This window comes from Streptomyces luteogriseus, from assembly GCF_014205055.1.
Lineage (GTDB): Bacteria > Actinomycetota > Actinomycetes > Streptomycetales > Streptomycetaceae > Streptomyces > Streptomyces luteogriseus.
In genome coordinates, this window is the sequence record NZ_JACHMS010000001.1 from 2,185,490 (window position 1) to 2,203,939 (window position 18,450).

18 protein-coding genes and 1 pseudogene are annotated in these 18,450 nt (G+C 70.5%); 9 read left to right on the forward strand and 10 right to left on the reverse strand.

The genetic code is table 11. The features are described 5' to 3' along the window. Positions 1-9: 9 nt before the first annotated feature. Positions 10-594 carry a PaaI family thioesterase gene (locus BJ965_RS09535; RefSeq protein WP_184908274.1) on the reverse strand — a complete coding sequence of 195 codons (585 nt, stop codon included), beginning with the start codon at positions 592-594 and terminating at the stop codon, positions 10-12. A 58-nt stretch (positions 595-652) separates the two neighbouring features. On the opposite strand from BJ965_RS09535, the gene BJ965_RS09540 reads away from it, so the two are divergent. After that, positions 653-1,111 (forward strand): DUF3093 domain-containing protein, encoded by a 459-nt coding sequence (locus BJ965_RS09540; protein WP_184908275.1) that lies wholly within the window; start codon positions 653-655, stop codon positions 1,109-1,111. A 45-nt stretch (positions 1,112-1,156) separates the two neighbouring features. Here the strand turns inward: BJ965_RS09540 and BJ965_RS09545 are convergent, their stop codons facing one another. The 4 genes from BJ965_RS09545 to BJ965_RS09560 all read right to left on the reverse strand — a co-directional run bounded on the left by BJ965_RS09545 (position 1,157) and on the right by BJ965_RS09560 (position 4,749). Beyond that, positions 1,157-2,125 carry a hypothetical protein gene (locus BJ965_RS09545; protein ID WP_184908276.1) on the reverse strand — a complete coding sequence of 323 codons (969 nt, stop codon included), beginning with the start codon at positions 2,123-2,125 and terminating at the stop codon, positions 1,157-1,159. A gap of 13 nt (positions 2,126-2,138) precedes the next feature. Then, positions 2,139-2,435, reverse strand: coding sequence for a DUF4193 domain-containing protein (locus tag BJ965_RS09550; RefSeq protein ID WP_003993510.1), 297 nt, complete (start codon positions 2,433-2,435; stop codon positions 2,139-2,141). Between the two features lie 406 nt (positions 2,436-2,841). Continuing rightward, a complete protein-coding gene (locus BJ965_RS09555; RefSeq protein WP_184908277.1) occupies positions 2,842-4,089 on the reverse strand; it encodes a sensor histidine kinase in 1,248 nt (415 codons plus the stop codon). A 6-nt stretch (positions 4,090-4,095) separates the two neighbouring features. Further along, a complete protein-coding gene (locus BJ965_RS09560) occupies positions 4,096-4,749 on the reverse strand; it encodes a response regulator transcription factor (RefSeq protein WP_003993508.1) in 654 nt (217 codons plus the stop codon). A gap of 415 nt (positions 4,750-5,164) precedes the next feature. Between BJ965_RS09560 and BJ965_RS09565 the strand changes: the two genes are divergently transcribed. Further along, a complete protein-coding gene (locus BJ965_RS09565) occupies positions 5,165-5,338 on the forward strand; it encodes a hypothetical protein (protein ID WP_179878997.1) in 174 nt (57 codons plus the stop codon). A 170-nt stretch (positions 5,339-5,508) separates the two neighbouring features. Here BJ965_RS09565 and BJ965_RS09570 read toward each other — a convergent pair whose 3' ends face one another. Together BJ965_RS09570 and BJ965_RS09575 are read right to left on the reverse strand one after the other, a co-directional pair. After that, positions 5,509-6,339, reverse strand: a complete 831-nt coding sequence (locus BJ965_RS09570) for an inositol monophosphatase family protein (RefSeq protein WP_184908278.1) — start codon at positions 6,337-6,339, stop codon at positions 5,509-5,511. Positions 6,340-6,347: 8 nt separating this feature from the next. Further along, positions 6,348-7,475, reverse strand: coding sequence for a ferrochelatase (locus BJ965_RS09575; RefSeq protein ID WP_184908279.1), 1,128 nt, complete (start codon positions 7,473-7,475; stop codon positions 6,348-6,350). Between the two features lie 166 nt (positions 7,476-7,641). Between BJ965_RS09575 and BJ965_RS09580 the strand changes: the two genes are divergently transcribed. Both BJ965_RS09580 and BJ965_RS09585 read left to right on the forward strand, forming a co-directional pair. Then, positions 7,642-8,880 carry an MFS transporter gene (locus tag BJ965_RS09580; RefSeq protein ID WP_184908280.1) on the forward strand — a complete coding sequence of 413 codons (1,239 nt, stop codon included), beginning with the start codon at positions 7,642-7,644 and terminating at the stop codon, positions 8,878-8,880. Next, positions 8,840-10,159 carry a D-arabinono-1,4-lactone oxidase gene (locus tag BJ965_RS09585; RefSeq protein WP_184908281.1) on the forward strand — a complete coding sequence of 440 codons (1,320 nt, stop codon included), beginning with the start codon at positions 8,840-8,842 and terminating at the stop codon, positions 10,157-10,159. Before BJ965_RS09580 ends, BJ965_RS09585 begins: the two co-directional genes overlap by 41 nt. Here the strand turns inward: BJ965_RS09585 and BJ965_RS09590 are convergent. After that, positions 10,083-10,517 carry a hypothetical protein gene (locus BJ965_RS09590; RefSeq protein ID WP_184908282.1) on the reverse strand — a complete coding sequence of 145 codons (435 nt, stop codon included), beginning with the start codon at positions 10,515-10,517 and terminating at the stop codon, positions 10,083-10,085. The two genes, BJ965_RS09585 and BJ965_RS09590, sit on opposite strands and share 77 nt — an antisense overlap. A 427-nt stretch (positions 10,518-10,944) precedes the next feature. Between BJ965_RS09590 and sepH the strand changes: the two genes are divergently transcribed. After that, complete coding sequence (gene sepH / locus BJ965_RS09595) at positions 10,945-11,973, forward strand: septation protein SepH (RefSeq protein WP_184908283.1); 1,029 nt, start codon at positions 10,945-10,947, stop codon at positions 11,971-11,973. A 115-nt stretch (positions 11,974-12,088) separates the two neighbouring features. Here the strand turns inward: sepH and BJ965_RS09600 are convergent, their stop codons facing one another. Next, positions 12,089-12,937 (reverse strand): sulfurtransferase, encoded by an 849-nt coding sequence (locus BJ965_RS09600; RefSeq protein ID WP_184908284.1) that lies wholly within the window; start codon positions 12,935-12,937, stop codon positions 12,089-12,091. 250 nt (positions 12,938-13,187) lie between these two features. On the opposite strand from BJ965_RS09600, the pseudogene BJ965_RS09605 reads away from it, so the two are divergent. Further along, positions 13,188-13,989 (forward strand): annotated as a pseudogene (locus tag BJ965_RS09605) (VOC family protein). Positions 13,990-14,099: 110 nt separating this feature from the next. On the opposite strand, the gene BJ965_RS09610 reads toward BJ965_RS09605, so the two are convergent. After that, complete coding sequence (locus BJ965_RS09610) at positions 14,100-14,633, reverse strand: sigma-70 family RNA polymerase sigma factor (RefSeq protein WP_184908285.1); 534 nt, start codon at positions 14,631-14,633, stop codon at positions 14,100-14,102. A gap of 367 nt (positions 14,634-15,000) precedes the next feature. On the opposite strand from BJ965_RS09610, the gene BJ965_RS09615 reads away from it, so the two are divergent. Genes BJ965_RS09615 through BJ965_RS09625 form a run of 3 tightly spaced genes read left to right on the forward strand, consistent with a single transcriptional unit; the run spans position 15,001 to position 18,447 of the window. Next, positions 15,001-16,038, forward strand: a complete 1,038-nt coding sequence (locus BJ965_RS09615) for a 3-oxoacyl-ACP synthase (RefSeq protein ID WP_184908286.1) — start codon at positions 15,001-15,003, stop codon at positions 16,036-16,038. A gap of 55 nt (positions 16,039-16,093) precedes the next feature. Then, positions 16,094-17,437 (forward strand): NAD(P)/FAD-dependent oxidoreductase, encoded by a 1,344-nt coding sequence (locus tag BJ965_RS09620; protein WP_184908287.1) that lies wholly within the window; start codon positions 16,094-16,096, stop codon positions 17,435-17,437. After that, entirely contained in the window at positions 17,434-18,447 is a 1,014-nt protein-coding gene (locus BJ965_RS09625; RefSeq protein WP_184908288.1) for an ester cyclase, read from the forward strand. The genes BJ965_RS09620 and BJ965_RS09625 overlap by 4 nt, the downstream gene beginning before the upstream one ends. The last annotated feature ends 3 nt before the right edge of the window (positions 18,448-18,450 follow it).

The window sequence follows — 18,450 nt, forward strand, 5'->3', positions numbered from 1 at the left end:
GAGCAGGGCTCACGGGTTCACCTCGAAGGCACGGGCGCGCCGGACCTGGTCCGGGTCGCTCATGGCGGCCTGGATCTCCTCCTGGCGGCCGTGGTCGACGAAGTGGTCGACCTTCACCTCGACGAAGAGCGCGTCCGCGCGCACCGCGACGGGCCCGTCCGGGCCGCCGACGCGTCCGGTCGCGGTGGAGTAGATCTTCCGCCCGGCGACCGCCGTCGCCTCCGCCTCCAGGTACAGCGTGGTGCCGACGGGCACGGGCCGTACGAAGTCGGTCTCCAGCCGCCCGGTCACCGCGATCGTGCGCAGCAGCCAGTTCAGCGAGCCGAGGGTCTCGTCCAGGGCGGAAGTCAGCACGCCACCGTGCGCGAGGCCCGGGGCGCCCTGGTGGGCGGGCTGCACGGTGAACTCGGCGGTGAGCGACACGCCCTCCCCGGCCCGTGCCTCCAGGTGCAGTCCGTGCGGCTGCTCGCCGCCGCAGCCGAAACACTGGCCGTAGTGCGCGCCGAGGAGCTCACCGGGCGCCGGTGCGTCCGGGTGTCGCACCGGTTTCACGGCGTCGGCCGGAGGCTGAAGAGCTGCGGAAGTACCACTCACAGCCGGAGACCTTACCCGCGCGTCGGCCCTTGTCGGACACCGTGTCAAGCTTGGCCCCATGCAGCTCTCCGCCGCCCCCTACGAAGAACGCCTCACCGCCCCGCGGACCTGGTGGCTGATCTCGTTCCTCGTGGGCGTCTCGATGGCCCTGGTCCTGCTCCCGTTCGGCACGCTGCCGATGCTCGGCGGCCTCGCCGGGGGCACCGCGGTCGCGGCCGTCGCCGCGAGCTCCTACGGCTCGGTCCGCATCCGCGTGGTCGGCGACTCCCTGATCGCGGGCGAGGCGAAGATCCCGCTGGCGGCACTGGGTGAAGCGGAGGTGCTGGACGCGGAGGGGGCCCGCGCCTGGCGCACCTACAAGGCCGATCCGCGCGCCTTCCTCCTGCTGCGCGCGTACATCCCCACGGCCCTGCGCGTGGAGGTCACGGACCCGCAGGACCCCACGCCGTACCTGTACCTGTCCACGCGCGAGCCGGAGCGGCTGGCCGAGGCGCTGCGGACGGGTAACCCTGCGTAGCACACCTGCGCGGGGCATCACCCGGCCACTGTGCGACGGCCGGTCTCAGTGCCCGTCGCCGTGCTGACCGCCGTGTCCGCGGTCGGGCGGATGCCCCTCGTGACGGCCCAGCGGGTCTCTGGTGATCTCGCCCATCTCCAGGGCGTCCACCGGACGTTCCAGGGTGGGGAGCGCCTCCAGGGCCTCCCAGGGCACCTGGATCTTGCGCAGGTCGCCGCGGATCCGGCCGGCGAGCTTTCTCGTCTCACCCCGGTTCATGACCGCCCCCACGGCGGCTCCCACCATGAACGGCATCAGGTTCGGCATGTTGCGGAGCGTGCGTTTCATGATCCGCTGCCGTAGCTCGCGCTTCATGCGGCTGTTCAGCGCCGTGCTCAGCGTCGACGGCTTGGTCGCGTCGATGCCGCGCTCCCCCGACCACGAGTCGAGGTACGCGGTGCTGCGCTGCTTGAGGTTGCCGGGCGGGCGTACGCCGTAGACCTCGTGGAGTTCGGCGATCAGCTTCAGCTCGATCGCCGCGACGCCGGTGACCTCGGCGGCCAGCTCCGTCGGCATCGCCGGGGGTACGGGGAGCATCGCGGCCGCGCCGACGCCCGCGCCGACCGTCGCCGTCGCCTTCGCGGCGCCCGCCACGAGTTTGTCCGCGAGCTCCTCGGGCCCGAGGCCCGGGAACTGCCTGCGCAGCGTCGCCAGGTCCCGTACGGGGACGCGCGGGGCCAGCTCGATGATCCGGTCGGCGAGGTAGGCGAGTCCGGCCCGGGCCCGGTCGCTGCCCTTGCGGGCGCCTTCCCTGGCCCGCTCCCGGATCGTCCCCGCCCGCCGTCTTGCGACGGGTGCGGGGACATCCATGGACGCCGGGAGGTCACCCCGCTCTGCCGCTTCGAGCGAGGCCGCCCCCGTACCGGTCGAGCCTCGCTCGTCGTCACGCGCGCCGTACTGCGGGCCGTCCGTCGGCCCTTCGTCCGCTTTCCGCTTGGAGAAGCGGCGCTTCCAGGGAGGGGTCGAGCCAGTCACGGCCGACCCGTCCTCAGTCGCAGTCGCGGCAGATCGGCTGACCGTTCTTCTCCCGGGCCAGCTGGCTGCGGTGGTGGACCAGGAAGCAGCTCATGCAGGTGAACTCGTCCTGCTGCTTCGGGAGCACCCGGACGGCCAGCTCCTCGTTCGAGAGGTCGGCTCCGGGCAGCTCGAGGCCCTCTGCGGCTTCGAACTCGTCGACGTCCACGGCGGAGGCCGACTTGTCGTTCCTCCGAGCCTTCAGCTCTTCGAGACTGTCCGAGTCGACGTCGTCGTCGGTCTTGCGTGGAGTGTCGTAATCGGTTGCCATGGTCGCTCTCCCCCTCTGGGTGTCTGCGGTGTCTCCAGCGCACGTAACGCGTGAGAGGCCGGACTTGTGCCCGACCTGAGGCGGAGATTTTGCCTCACATCAAGGTCTGTTACTCAATCGACACCCAACCGGACTCCTGACGAGTGATCGGCTTGGATGGCGATGGGGACCGTACACGGTCCGAATGCTGCACGCCAAAGGCGTCTCACCGTGTACTTCCCGTGATCAAGACCCCCGAAAACCGGGATTTTCCCGGCTTTCCGACAGCGTGCATGATCACGGAGAGTAGATGGCCGGAAAGGCGTCCCTGTGATCGATCACACACGGTGCACGCGCGGTGCAGCCTCAGAAATTCCGCGCAAAGCGAACATCCCCGTTTGCCGCCGAGTTGATCGGCGACATGATCTCAGATCGGCAGCGTGACGCGCATGACGAGTCCACCTCCCTCACGCGGCTGGGCGTAGATGTGCCCACCGTGCGCCCGGGCCACGGACCGGACGATGGAGAGCCCGAGCCCGACACCCTTGTCGCTGCCGGTCCGCTCCGTGCGCAGCCGCCGGAACGGTTCGAAGAGATTGTCGATCTCGTACGCCGGCACGACCGGGCCCGTGTTGGACACCACCAGGACGGCCTGGCCGTGCTGGACGTCGGTGGTGACCTCGACCCAGCCGCCCTCGGCGATGTTGTACCGCACGGCGTTCTGCACCAGGTTGAGCGCGATCCGCTCCAGCAGCACGCCGTTGCCCTGGACGACCGCGGGCTTCTGCTCGCCCCGGATCAGCACGCCCTTGCTCTCGGCCTCGCCGTGCATCTGGTCCACGGCCTGCTCGGCGACCTCGGCGAGGTCCACCGGTCCGCGCTCGACGATCTGGTTGTCGCTGCGGGCGAGCAGCAGCAGTCCTTCGACGAGCTGCTCGCTGCGCTCGTTGGTGGCCAGCAGCGTCTTGCCGAGCTGCTGGAGCTCCATGGGCGCGTTCGGGTCGGACAGATGCACCTCGAGGAGCGTGCGGTTGATCGCCAGGGGCGTTCTCAGCTCGTGCGAGGCGTTGCCGACGAAACGCTGCTGGGCGGTGAAGGCCCGCTGCAGCCGCTCCAGCATGTCGTCGAAGGTGTCGGCCAGCTCCTTCAGCTCGTCGTCCGGGCCGTCCAGCTCGATCCGGCGGGAGAGGTCCGAGCCCGCCACCGCGCGGGCGGTACGGGTGATCCGGCCCAGCGGGGAGAGCACGCGCCCGGCCATGGCGTAGCCGAAGGCGAAGGCGATGACCGCCAGGCCCAGCAGGGCCAGGAGCGAACGGCTGAGCAGGTTGTCGAGTGCGACATGACGCTGGTCGTCGATGCACTTGCTGATCGCCGCGTTGAATTCGGTGAGCGTCGGACTGGCGGAGTTGACGGCGGGGCAGCGATCACTGGCCACCTTGATCTCCGTGCCGCCGACGATCTTGAAGAGCGGCTCGTTCCCGGTGTTGAGCGCCTGCGCGGCCAGCAGGTAGATGATCGACAGCAGCAGGATGCCTGCGATCAGGAACATGCCGCCGTAGAGCAGCGTGAGCCGTATGCGGATGGTCGGGCGCAGCCACGGGAACGGCGGCACGGGCCTTCGGGGGTCCCAGGTGGGCTTGGGGGGCGCCTGCGGGGGCGCGGGTGTCGTTGCCACGGGGTATCAGATCCGGTAGCCGGAGCCGGGGACGGTGACGATCACCGGCGGCTCGCCCAGCTTGCGGCGCAGGGTCATGACCGTCACGCGCACGACGTTCGTGAACGGGTCGGTGTTCTCGTCCCAGGCCTTCTCCAGGAGCTGCTCCGCGGAGACGACGGCGCCCTCGCTGCGCATCAGCACCTCCAGGACCGCGAACTCCTTGGGGGCGAGCTGGACCTCCTTGCCGTCGCGGAAGACTTCGCGGCGGTTGGGGTCGAGCTTGATCCCGGCCCGTTCCAGGACGGGCGGCAGGGGCACGCTGGTGCGGCGGCCGAGGGCGCGTACGCGGGCGATGAGCTCGCTGAAGGCGAACGGCTTGGGCAGGTAGTCGTCGGCGCCGATCTCCAGGCCCTCGACCCGGTCGCTGACGTCGCCGGACGCCGTCAGCATCAGCACGCGCGTCGGCATGCCCAGTTCGACGATCTTGCGGCAGACGTCGTCGCCGTGCACGAGCGGGAGGTCGCGGTCGAGGACGACCACGTCGTAGTCGTTGACGCCGATGCGCTCCAGGGCGGCCGCGCCGTCGTACACGACGTCGACGGCCATGGCCTCCCGGCGCAGTCCGGTGGCCACCGCATCGGCGAGCAGTTGCTCGTCCTCGACGACGAGTACGCGCACGTTCCTGGTCCTTCCTGATGTCCACCCGCGCGGCCCGTCACCGGGCGCACGCGGGCAGGGGTGTTCGACGGTGCCTTGGTGTGTTGCCCTCCATCCTGCCCTTTTCGGCCATAAGTCGGAGGTAAGGCGGGTGAGAGGCTCCTGCCCCGGAAGGGAATACGAGATTTTCTCCTCCGGTTAGGTTTCCACGGAAGGGAGCTGGGGGAGGACGGCTTTACATCCCACGATCACGCTCTGCTGGCGCCGCACCACCATGCGGTGCGCATCAGTCCGCTTTCCGCAGGGCGGGCGTGGATGTCCGGCTCCGTCGCCGCCCGGCCGAGCGGCGCTGGGCATCCACAGGCGGCGTGATCGTCCCTTCCGAACGGCACACCCCCGTGCCAACGACCCACGACCCAGGACGAGGGGGCGCAGCATGGACGCATTCACCGCAGGACTTCTGCAGCGCATAAGGGCGACCGAGTCCGATCTGTCCCGGGCTCGCGACGAGGGCGACGAGTTCCTCGTCGATGTGGAGCAGGGCGAGCTCGACGACCTGCGCCGGCTCGCTGCCGAGCACGGAGTGGTGGTCAGCGCGACGAGCGTCTGATCAGGCAGGACGAAGCGGGCCCCGGCGAATCCAGCGCCGGGGCCCGCTTCGTGTTCGCAGGGGCGTGCCCGCTTCGTGTTCGCAGGGGCGTGCCCGCTTCGTGTTCGCAGGGGCGTGCCCACCTCGTGTCCGGCGCGCCGCGGGCCCTCGCCGGGCGGGCGCCGGCCTCCTCAGTCGTGCCAGGCGCCGAAGTCCTCCAGGAGGCGCTGGAGAGGCTCGAAGACGCCGGGGGTACCCGCCACTGCCAGGTCGCCCGAAGGGCGCTCTCCGGGGCGTCCACCGGTCAGCGCGCCCGCCTCCCGGGCGATGAGGTCCCCCGCGGCGAGGTCCCAGGGGTGCAGACCACGCTCGTAGTAGCCGTCGAGGCGGCCCGCGGCCACGTCGCACAGGTCGACCGCGGCCGAGCCGCCGCGCCGGATGTCGCGCAGCAGCGGGATCAGCCGCTGGGCCACATCCGCCTGGTGGGCGCGGACGTCGGCGACGTAGTTGAAGCCCGTCGAGACCAGCGCGTGGTCCAGCGGCGGCGCGGGGCGGCAGGCCAGGCTGCGCTCGCCGTCCCAGGCACCGGTGGCCCAGGCACCGGTGGCCCAGGCGCCCCGGCCGCGCACGGCGTGGAAGGTCTCACCGCGCATCGGGGCCGCGACGACTCCGACGACGGTCTCGCCGTCCTGCTCGGCGGCGATGGAGACGGCCCAGGTGGGCAGCCCGTACAGGTAGTTCACCGTGCCGTCGAGCGGGTCGATCACCCAGCGGACACCGCTCGTGCCCTCTGTGGCGGCGCCCTCCTCACCGAGGATGCCGTCGTCCGGGCGGTGCTCGGCGATCAGGCCCGTGATCAGCTTCTCCGCCGCGATGTCCATCTCGGTGACGACGTCGATGGGGCTGGACTTGGTCGCGGCGACCGCGAGATCGGCCGGGCGCCCGTCCCGCAGCAGCGTGCCGGCGCGGCGCGCGGCCTCCTGGGCGAGTGCGAGCAGGTCGGTGTGCAGGGGGTCGGTCACGGGGCTCCTCACGCGTAGGTGCTGTCGGCGCCCGCGGCGACGGGCCGGGGGGCGCGGGCCGGGCAGCAGCCGACCGGGCAGAGGTTGTGGCTCGCCCCGAGGGCGCCGAGGGCGCACGGCGTGACGTCCTGCCCGCGCTCGACCGCGGCACGCTCCACGGCGAGCTCGCGGATCGCGGCGGCGAACCTCGGGTCGGCGCCGACGGTGGCCGAGCGCCGCATCGGCAGCCCGAGCTCCTCGGCCCGGGCCTTGGCCTCCGTGTCGAGGTCGTAGAGGACCTCCATGTGGTCGGAGACGAAGCCGATGGGGGCGATGACGACGGCCGGGGCGCCGGCCGCGTGCCGCTCGTCGAGGTGGTCGCAGATGTCGGGCTCCAGCCACGGGATGTGCGGGGCGCCGGAGCGGGACTGGTAGACGAGCTGCCAGGGGTGGTCGACGCCGGTGCGTTCCCGCACGGCGTCGGCGATCTGCTGCGCCACGTCAAGGTGCTGCTTCACGTACGCGCCGCCGTCGCCGTGCTCCTCGACCGGGCCGGAGGTGTCGGCGGAGGCCGTCGGGATCGAGTGCGTCGAGAAGGCGAGGTGCGCCCCGTCCCGGACGTCCTCGGGAAGCTCGGCGAGGGACCGGAGCACCCCGTCGATCATGGGCTCCAGGAAGCCCGGGTGGTTGAAGTAGTGCCGCAGCTTGTCGACCTTCGGCAGCTCCAGGCCTTCCGCCTCCAGGGCCGCGAGCGCGTCGGCGAGGTTCTCGCGGTACTGGCGGCAGCCCGAGTACGAGGCGTAGGCGCTGGTGGCGAGGACCAGGATGCGGCGGCGGCCGTCGCGGACCATCTCGCGCAGCGTGTCCGTCAGGTACGGCGCCCAGTTGCGGTTGCCCCAGTAGACCGGCAGGTCCAGGCCGTGCTCGGCGAAGTCCTTGCGCAGGGCGTCCAGCAGGGCGCGGTTCTGGTCGTTGATCGGGCTGACCCCGCCGAAGAGGAAGTAGTGCTGCCCGACTTCCTTGAGGCGTTCCTTGGGGATGCCGCGCCCACGCGTCACGTTCTCCAGGAACGGGACCACGTCGTCCGGGCCTTCCGGGCCGCCGAACGAGAGCAGGAGCAGGGCGTCGTAGGGGCTGACATCGCGCGCGTCTGGCATGAGTCGATCCTGCCACCCTGCACCGACAGCCGGGAAACGGCGGGGGACACCAGCGCGGCAGGCAGGCCGGGGGCGCCGCGGGGCTGCTCCGACGGGTGCATCGGGGCGTCCCGGCCCGTAAGCTGTGTCGACTGCGTTCGCAGCTTACTGAGCTCTCGGAGACCCCGTGCCCAGCCCCTACCGCGCCCTGTTCGCAGCCCCCGGCTCCAAGGGTTTCTCCGCTGCGGGCTTCCTCGGTCGGATCCCGGTGTCGATGATGGGCATCGGCGTGATCACGATGGTCTCCCAGCTCACCGGGAGGTACGGCCTGGCCGGTGCCCTGTCGGCCACCGTCGCGCTGTCCGCCGCGGTGGCCGGACCTCAGGTCTCGCGGCTTGTCGACCAGTACGGGCAGCGGCGCGCGCTGCGCCCGGCGACGCTGATCTCCCTGGCCGCGGCGGCCCTGCTGCTGTGCGCGGCGCACTACGGCTGGCCGGACTGGGTGCTGTTCGTGGCGTGCGTGGGCATCGGCTGCGTGCCGAGCGTCGGCGCGATGATCCGGGCCCGCTGGGCGGCCCTGTACCGGGGGACGCCGCAGTTGCACACCGCGTACTCCTTCGAGTCCGTGGTGGACGAGGTGTGCTTCATCTTCGGGCCGATCATCTCCATCGGCCTGTCCACGGCCTGGTTCCCGGAGGCCGGTCCGCTGCTCGCCGCCTGCTTCCTGGCCGTCGGCGTGTTCTGGCTGACCTCGCAGCGCGCCACCGAACCCGAGCCGCACCCGCGTGAACGCAAGGGCGGCGGCAGCGCGCTGCGCGCGCCGGGGCTCCAGGTCCTGGTCGCCACCTTCGTCGCCACCGGGGCGATCTTCGGGGCCGTCGACGTGGTCACCGTGGCCTTCGCCGACGAGCAGGGGCACAAGGCCGCGGCGAGCATCGTCCTCGCGGTGTACGCGGCGGGTTCCTGTGCGGCGGGCATGGTCTTCGGGCTGCTGCACTTCGCCGGGGCGCCGGAACGACGGTGGCTGCTGGGCGTATGTGCCATGGCCGTGAGTATGATCCCCCTCCTACTGGTCGGAAACTTGCCGTTTCTGGCCGTGGCGCTGTTCGTTGCGGGTCTGTCCATCGCTCCGACGATGATCACGACGATGTCCCTCATCGAAGAGCACGTACCACGCGCGCAGCTCACCGAAGGTATGACCTGGGTGAGCACCGGGCTCACGGCGGGAGTCGCACTCGGCTCCTCCACGGCCGGCTGGGTGATCGACGCGGCCGGGGCGCGTGCCGGGTACGGGGTTCCGGCGGTGGCCGGGGCCGTCGCGGTCGCGGTGGGTTTCCTCGGGTTCCGCCGGCTCAAGCGACCGGCACCGGGTCGGGGAGGCTCCGTTGAGCAGCACAGCGAACGGAAAGAACGGCACGTGGCGTAACTGGGGCGGCAACGTCTCGGCACGTCCCGCGCGGGAGGTCGCCCCTGCCTCGGTCGACGAGCTGGCCGCCGCCGTGCGGCGGGCCGCCGAGGACGGACTGACGGTGAAGGCCGTCGGTGCCGGGCACTCCTTCACGTCCATAGCCGCGACGGACGGCGTGTTGATCCGCCCTCAACTGTTGACCGGCATCCGCGACATCGACCGCGAGAACATGACGGTCACGGTGGAGGCCGGCACCCCGCTCAAGAGGCTCAACATGGCTCTCGCGCGCGAGGGTCTGTCGCTCACGAACATGGGCGACATCATGGAGCAGACGGTCTCCGGGGCCACCAGCACCGGCACGCACGGCACGGGCCGCGACTCGGGTTCGATCGCCGCGCAGATCAAGGGCCTGGAGTTGGTCACCGCCGACGGCTCGGTGCTGAGCTGTTCCGAGAAGGAGAACCCGGACGTCTTCGCCGCCGCACGCATCGGCCTCGGCGCCCTGGGCATCGTCACCGCGATCACCTTCGCCGTCGAGCCGATCTTCCTGCTCACGGCCCGCGAGGAACCGATGCCGTTCGACAAGGTCCTCTCCGACTTCGAGGAACTGTGGGCCGAGAACGAGCACTTCGAGTTCTACTGGTTCCCCCACACCGGCAGTACCAACACCAAGCGCAACAACCGCAGCGCGGGTCCCGAGAGGCCGGTGCCGCAGCTCAAGAGCTGGATCGAGGACGAGTTCCTCTCCAACGGCGTCTTCCAGGTGGCCAACTGGGTGGGCCGCGCGGTGCCCGCAACGATCCCTGCCATCGCCCAGATCTCCAGCAAGGCCCTGTCCGCACGGACCTACACGGACATCCCTTACAAGGTCTTCACGTCCCCGCGCCGGGTGCGCTTCGTGGAGATGGAGTACGCCGTTCCGCGCGCGGCCGTCGTCGGGGCGCTGCGCGAGCTGAAGGCCATGGTCGACCGCTCCGGTCTCAGGGTCAGCTTCCCCGTCGAGGTGCGCACCGCCCCGGCCGACGACATCGCACTGTCCACCGCCTCCGGCCGGGACAGCGCGTACATCGCCGTCCACATGTTCCAGGGCACGCCCTTCCAGCGGTACTTCACGGCGGCCGAACGCATCTTCACCGCCCACGAGGGCCGTCCGCACTGGGGCAAGATCCACACACGGGACGCCGAGTACTTCTCCCGGGTGTATCCGCGCTTCGGCGAGTTCACGGCGCTGCGGGATCGTCTCGATCCGGATCGGCGGTTCCAGAACGACTACTTGCGGAGGGTTCTGGGGGCGTAGGGGTCGCACCGGGGTCGAACTCCCGGCGTCCTCGCTCCCGGTGGCGCTCGGAGGCGCCGGGGCAGGCGAGGGTGTCGCCGACCGTCGTGCTGCGGCCGCCGCTGAGGTTGTGGCCCGACATCAGCTCGTAGGTGGTGATTCCGGTCATCGTCAGGCCGAAGACCGCGACCGCCGCGAGCGCGGGCCGCTTCCAGCCTCCGGCCCGCACCCGGTAGAAGGTGCCGTCGGTGAACTCGCCGGGCCGCGACGGGGCTTGCCCGGCCGATGGTCTCGCGGCCACCGCCGTCGCGTCCCGGATCTGCTCGCCGGTGCGTCTGAAGAAGTGCTGGAAGAGGGTGCCGCCGCAGGTGGCGACCACACTGACGACGCCGGCGCCCCCGAAACCCTTGGTTCCGATTCTGGTGGTGACGTGAAGTACCCCACGTTCAAGATCACGGAATGGGGGCAAGAGGCGGCTGAGTCCCTCCTCTTGCGAGAACTCGGGCGGCGCGCCAATCCACGCAGGTGGCCCGAATGGAGTACTGTGGCGAGCCCTGGGTCCGGTCTCCCGTCAGGGTGTACAGGGCCTTTAAGGACCGCCGGGAGGGGGCTAGTTGCACAGGGTGACAGAGTTCGTCACTTAGCGTTGCGAATAGGTAACCGTGCCATAACGGCGATCCAGGGCCCGTGCCCGACACGCCGGGCAACTCGGCAAGGTTGTGGCAGGCTGCACCCGGGCAGGCCACACTCGACTAGCGGAAGCAGCGACGCACGTGACGTCGGCAGGCACCACCCGGGAGGTCCCCATGCCCGAACTGCGTGTCGTGGCCGTCTCGAATGACGGCACACGGCTGGTGCTGAAGGCTGCCGACTCTACGGAGTACACGCTTCCGATCGACGAACGCCTGCGCGCCGCCGTGCGCGGCGACCGTCCCCGTCTCGGCCAGATCGAGATCGAGGTCGAAAGCCACCTCCGCCCCCGCGACATCCAGGCGCGTATACGTGCCGGCGCGACCGCGGAAGAGGTCGCGCAGATGGCCGGCATCCCCGTCGACCGGGTGCGCCGCTTCGAGGGCCCCGTGCTCGCCGAGCGTGCCTTCATGGCCGAGCGGGCCCGCAAGACCCCCGTCCGTCGCCCCGGCGAGAACTCCGGTCCACCGCTGGGCGAGGCCGTGCAGGAGCGGCTGCTGCTGCGCGGCGCCGACAAGGACACCGTCCAGTGGGACTCGTGGCGTCGCGACGACGGCACGTGGGAGGTCCTGCTGGTCTACCGCGTCGCGGGCGAACCGCACGCGGCGAGCTGGACGTACGACCCGCCCCGGCGGCTCGTCCAGGCCGTCGACGACGAGGCGCGCTCCCTGATCGGCGAGTCCGACGACCTGGCCGCGCCCGAGCCCAGCTTCCCGTTCGTTCCCCGGATCGCCCGGCTGCCGCGCGACAGACCGCTGGACCGCCCCGAGCGGCCCAGCCTGCCCGCGCAGGCATCCGAACCGATCGAGGAGGCCACGGGTGAGCGCGACTCGCTGACCAGCCTCCTCGAGGCGGTGCCGAGCTTCCGCGGCGACCTGGTCGTTCCGGAACTCCCCCCGGCGGAGTCCGAGGAGGAGCCCGCCGTCGCCGAGGTCGAGGAGGAGGAGCCCCCGGCCCCCGCGGCCTCGGCCGGTTCCGCCTACGCGGACGTCCTCATGCCGCGATCCGTGGGCAGCCACCGCGACCGGCTCATCGGTGCCACCGACCGCCAGGCCGAGGCGGACGGGGTGCGTCCCGGCCGCCGGGCGGCCGTGCCGAGCTGGGACGAGATCGTCTTCGGGACGCGGCGCAAGAAGCAGGAGTAGCCGACCCGGCTGCCGAAGGACGAGGGCCGCGCTGTCCGGGCGCGGCCCTCTCTTCGTGTCGGACCCCTTCGTGTCGGGCCCTTCGTGTCGGGCCCTTCGGGTTCTTCGTGTCAGGTCACTGCGGGTCAGGGCCGACGGCGACCGGCCGGTCCGGGTCCGAGGACCACTCCGACCAGGACCCCACGTACAGCTCCGCCGGGATACCGGCGGCCGCCAGGGCCAGGACCTCGTGGGCGGCTGAGACACCCGAGCCGCAGTACACGCCGACCCGCGCCCCCTCGGTCACACCAAGTCCCTCGAACCGTGCCCGCAGTTCCCCGGCGGGCAGGAAACGCCCGTCGGCCCCCACGTTCTCCGTGGTGGGCGCCGACACCGCGCCCGGGATGTGTCCCGCCACCGGATCGATCGGCTCCACCTCGCCCCGGTACCGCTCCCCCGCCCGCGCGTCCAGCAGCGCACCGGAACGTGCCAGCGCCGCGGCGGCGTCCGCGTCGAGCAGTCCCGCCCCCGGCTCCGGCACGAAGTCACCCTCCGCCGGAGCCGGCACAGACGTGTCCAACGGCCCCTCCCAGGACGGCAACCCGCCGTCGAGGACCCGCACGTCCGGGTGACCCGTCCAGCGCAGCAGCCACCACGCCCGGGCCGCCGCCCACCCCTGGCCGCCGTCGTAGACGACCACCGGCCTCCCGGCCGACACGCCCGCCCGGCGCATCGCGGTACCGAAGTGCGCGAGGTCCGGCAGCGGGTGCCGGCCGCCCTTGCCCGGCGCGGAGGCCAACTCCCGGTCCAGGTCGACGTACACGGCCGTCGGGAGGTGCCCTGCCTCGTACGCGGCCCGGCCGTCGAACGGCGGCTCCCCGGCCGCCTTGGCCGCGGTGAGCTGCCAGCGGACGTCGAGCAGGACCGGCGGCCGGGCACCCGCGAGATCCCTCGCGAGGTCGGATGCGGAGATGATGGCGTTCATGGTCCCCATCCTCGCGCACGGGGGTGGCCGAGCCGTCCGTGTCCGGCTACTCTGCTCGGCCGGAGCGAAGCGGTCACGCGGCGTGCGGGAACGGGCACATGCTGTACAGCTGAACGACACCCGCCGACAAGCGCGCCGCGAGGGACAGGGCCCGCACATCGGGCATTCTCCCGGACAAGGGACGCCCTACAGGGCCGCCCCGTCAGGCTGCGGAGAGCACGGCCACCGCGAGGCCGAGAAGAGAGTGACGATGACCGACGCACGGGGGTCCGCCGGACCGAACGGTGACACACCCTCCCGGCACGCGCCCGGCGCACCCTGCTGGGTGAGCCTGATGGTGCACGGCTTGGATGCGACCCAGGAGTTCTACGGAGCGCTGTTCGGCTGGGAGTTCCAGCCGGGCCCCCAGCAGCTCGGCCCGTATGTGCGCGCCCTGCTCGACGGGCGGGAGGTGGCCGGCATCGGACGGCTGCCCCCGGACCGCCATCTGCCCATCGCGTGGACGCCGTACTTCGCCTCGGAGGACGTGGATCTCACGGCCGGGACGGTGCGCAGCCGCGGCGGCACGATCGGCGTGGGCCCGCTGGACGCCGCCGACGCCGGCCGCCTGGCGATCGGCTCCGACCCCTCGGGCGCGGTGTTCGGCATCTGGCAGGCCTCCGCGCACCTCGGCACCACCATGTCGGGCGTGCCCGGCACACCCGCCTGGAACGAACTGCTGACCTTCGAGTCGGCGAGCGTCGCCAAGTTCTACCGGATGGTGTTCGGCTACGAGGAGGAGCCGGTGGTCTCCGCCGACTTCGACTACGTGACCCTGCAGTCGGACGGCGAACCCGTCGCCGGAATCCACGGCCTGGGGCACGCTGCCCCGCGACCAGGGACCGCACTGGGTGACGTACTTCCAGGTCGCCGACGCCGACGACGCGCTGGACCATCTCGTCCATCTGGGCGGGCACGTCCTGAAGCCGGTGCACGACACCGCCCACGGGCGGGTGGCGAAGGTGGCGGACCCGGAAGGGGCGCGGTTCGCGCTGCTGCAACGCCGCCCCTGACGCCCACGGTTTGCGGCATCTGTGGACCAGAGCCGCGGCGTACCGGCTCGGAGCCGACGCCGCATGTGCCACCGCCCTGCCGTGAGGCCACTCCCGGGCAAAGCCCCGGGCTACGCGACCCGCGACTCGAGCATCTCTGAGAGCCTCGTCATCCCCCGTGACGTATGGGACTTCACGGCACCCACCGATATTCCCATCGCGTCGGCAATTTCCGATTCCTTGAGATTCATCCAGTGTTTCAGAATCAAGGCCTCGAACTGTCGACGGGGAAGGTTCCTGAGGGCCTTGACCACAGCCCGCTGATCATTGTTGAGCAGTGCCTGCTGTTCGGCCGAGCGCACTACGGGCTCACACAGCCGGGGCTCGGCATAGCGGCGGGCAATCACGAGCCGCCTCAACCTCATACGAGCCAGGTTCCTCACCACCGACCGCAGGTAGGCTGCGGCGGCCTCCCTGGAGCGTAAATCGTCCCAATTCTTGTAGAGCTGAAAGAAGGCCTCTGCAACGATGTCCTCAGCATCAGCCTCCGCACCCAACGCGACGGCAAGCTTGAGTAGATGTGACCGATAGGCGACGAAGAGGTGGGCTATTTCTGTCGACCGATCGGATTCGTGTGAGCTGCGCGAAATCAGTGCTGAGGTCATCCCCGTTGTCCAACTCTCTCCGTAGCCCGCACCCTCGCTGCACGGGCCGCCACCGGTTCATCATGCCATGGGCAACTCCGCGCCATCGGGCCGATTTCGGCCACCTCACGGGCAGGTGAGAGACAGAATCCAAAAACGATAGACGACGTTCCGCATTCATGCGAGCGTGCCACAAATACCCGCTCACGGCGGGTGTGACGGACGTCACCCACGCTTGTTGGGCTCCGCCTGTAAACCAATCCGTGCTTCGCGCAACCAAGTGATGCGAAGTGAGCAAGCAGGGACCCGCCAGGGGTACATATCGCGATCACGCAAAGGGAGCGGCCGGACCCAGCCGCCCCCATGCGGCTACACGGGGGAAAGACCTATGGAAAGCGCAGGACTTCTGGTCCTGGAAGCTGTGGCGACATGGTTACCGGAGGAGCGTGAGGCGGCGTCGGCCATGGTGGCCGCGGGCAGGATCACCGCGGATGAGAGCCATGACCTCGGACTGACCGCGGTACCGGTGTCCGAAGAGTCGGCACCCGACATGGCGGTCCTGGCCGCGGAGCGTGCGCTCGGCGCCTCGACGTGCGGCCCCGAGGACATCGACGTGGTGGTGCACGGCTGGCTGTACCACCAGGGGCACGATTTCTGGTCCCCCGCCCACTACATCGCGGCCCGGATCGGCGCCGCCGCCGCGCTCCCGATCGGTGTCCAGCAGATGTCCAACGCCGGCGCCGCGGCGCTCGGCGTCGCCAGGGACAAGCTCACGGCGGACGCCCGCGCGCAGGTCGCCCTGGTGACCACCGCAGACCGTTTCTGCCCGCCCGGATTCGACCGCTGGGCCTCGGACTACGGCGTGGTGTACGGCGACGCCGGCACAGCGGCACTCCTGCGCCGCCAGGATCCCGGACGGGGCCGTTCCGGGCTTGCTCTGATGTCGCTCGCCTTCGTGACGGACGCCCGATACGAGTCGATGTACCGCGGTCGTGACGAGTTCAGTCCCATTCCGCTCTGGCGTGGCGGCCGTATCGACGTCAGAAGACCGAAGAAGGCTTACCTGGAGGAGCACGGGGGAATTGCCGCATTCACCGAGTCGGCGCGAGCGAACGTGCGCGCCGTCCTGCTGAAGGCACTTGCCGAAGCAGACGTGGATCCGAGCGACGCCCGAATCCGCTATGTGGCCCTGCCGCGCCTGAGCAACAGTGTTCTCGACATGATGTATCTGCCCGTTCTCGAGGGACTGCTGACCGGAAAGCTACTCCGGGAGCGAGAGGGCAGCGGGCACCTGGGGGCCGGAGACATGTTCGCCAATATGACCCACATCTTCTCGTCCCCGGATCTCGAATCAGGGGAAATCGCCGTGTTGCTCGGCGGTGGTGGCGGCTTTACCTGGTCGTGCGCCGTGGTACAGGCCGTCTGACATCACCCGCGCACCAACTGTTTGCGCCCAGTCAAGAACGTCCGAGAGGTCAGTCGTGCCAAAAAGCGAGACTCAAAGTTATGACGTCGTCATCAACGGGGCCAGCGTGGCCGGCTGTACGGCGGCGATTCTCTATGCACGTCAGGGTGCCAAGGTGGCCCTGCTGGAACGTCGTTCCCGTATGACCGCGCACAAAGTGCTGTGCACGCACTACATTCAAGCCTCCGCCTATCCTGTGATGGCCGAACTCGGATTGGCCGACGCCCTCGACGGCATAGGCGCGATACGCAACTCCGCGGACTACTGGACGAAATGGGGCTGGATCAGGCCCGAGGCCGAGGCCGGCCCGGGTGTCCTGCCGCACGGCTACAGCGTTCGCCGGGAGTCGCTCGACCCGGTGTTACGGAGGATGGCCGCCGGCACCGAGGGCGTGGACCTGCGGCTCGGTCACACCGTGAACAAGCTGCTGACGGAGGACGGCCGGACTACCGGTGTGGCCGGCACCTCGGCCGACGGCCCCTTCACCCTGCGGGCCCCACTCGTCGTGGGCGCCGACGGCAAGGACTCCACGGTCGCGCGTCTGACGGGTGCTCCGTCCGAGACCGCGGAGAACAACCGCTTCAGCTACTTCGCGTACTTCCGCGGGCTGCGCCACCCCGAGGGCCGCACCTGCGCACGTGTCTACTACCTCGACCCCGACAACGCCTACGTGATGCCGAACGAGGACGGGGTGACCGTCGTCGCCGCCGTGCTGTCCAAGACGCGGCTCGACGACTTCCGCGAGGACATCGAGGGCGCCTACCTCGACTTCATCCGCTCGCTGCCGGAGGGCCCCGAGATCGACAAGGCCGAGCGGATATCCAAGGTCATCGGCACCGTGAACTACCCGCTGATCGCGCGTCAGCCGTCCGGTCCCGGATTCGCCCTGATCGGCGATGCCGCCCTCACCAGTGATCCCCTCTCCGCCGTGGGCTGCGCCTGGGCCATGCAGTCGGCCTCATGGCTGGTCGAGACCACGGCTCCCGCCCTCTCCGGTGGCGGCCCGCTCGACGGCGCGCTCGCCGACTACGCGAAACGGCACGCCTCGGAGACCGGAGGCCATCAGCACCTCATCGCCGACTACGCCTTGGCGCGCCCCTTCAACGAGATCGAGGCGTTCATGTTCGAGGGTGCGGCACGCGATACCCGCCTTGCGGAGCACTTCCATCTCTTCGGTTCCCGCCTGATGACGGTGGAGGACTACATGGCGCCCGAGATCGTCGCCCGTACGGAGAAGGTGACCGGCTGGAGTCTGTCGGAGGACTCCCTGCGGATCCTGTCCGGGGAGGTTCCGGGGGCCGCGACGCACCCGGCCCGGACGGACGGCGCTCGCCCGGAGAGCACGGAGGCCGCCCGATGACCGCGCCGGCCACCGTCCTGACGCACCGGGAGCTGTGGGACGCCTGGTCCCGGCTGTGGAACGGCGACTTCGCCATCGCCGACACCATCCTGGCGCGCTCCATGCGGGTCAACATCCCCCAGTACGGCATGCCGGACCCCACAACCCTCCACGACGGCCCGTCCGTCGCCTCCTGGATCGCCGCCTTCCGTTCCTCCTTCGACGACGACGCCCGGATCACCGGAGAACTCGGTCCCTTCATCGTCGGCGACTACGCCATCGGCCGGTGGGTGTTCGAGGGCACCTGGCAGGGTGGCCGCCCCGCCTCCGCCACCGTGCCCGCCGGTACCCGCGTCACCTTCCGCGGCGTTGACATCCTGCGCTTCGAGGACGGCCGGATCGCCGAGTACTGGCTCTCGGACGACCAGCTCGACCTCTACGCCCAACTGGGCGTCCTCGGCGATGCCGCCACCACGTCACAGGGTGCGGACCCGGCGGCGGAACTGCGCGAGCGGCTCGCGCAGCTGTCCGCGGACGCCGGCCGCACACTGCTCCTGAAGCAGGTGCTCGACGCCGCAGCAGAGGCGACGGAGAATGCGGAACTGCGCGCCGCGTCCGGCCAGGAGAGCTTCCTGGCCCTCGGCGTCAACTCGCTGGCCGCCGTGGCCCTCGGCGAACTGCTCGGCGAGCTGACGGGGATCCCGCTGACCTCTACGACGGTCTTCGACCAGCCCACTCCACGGGCACTCGCCGACCACCTGTGGACCCGCCTCACCACAGCCGCGGACGGCGCGTCCGTGTCCCTGACGGCGGCCCTGGAGCGGCTGGAGACGGCCGCCGCCGAACTCACCGGTGACGCCGCCGACGGGAACCTGCGCGCCGAACTCGTCACACGGCTGGGCGCCCTGCTCGACCGGCTCACGCCCGTGACGGAGCGAGCCACCGCCGACAAGCCCGTCGAAGAGACGTCCGCCGAGGAACTGCTCGCCTATCTGGACACCAGGCTCCGACCCCTGGATGACGCCAGGTGACCC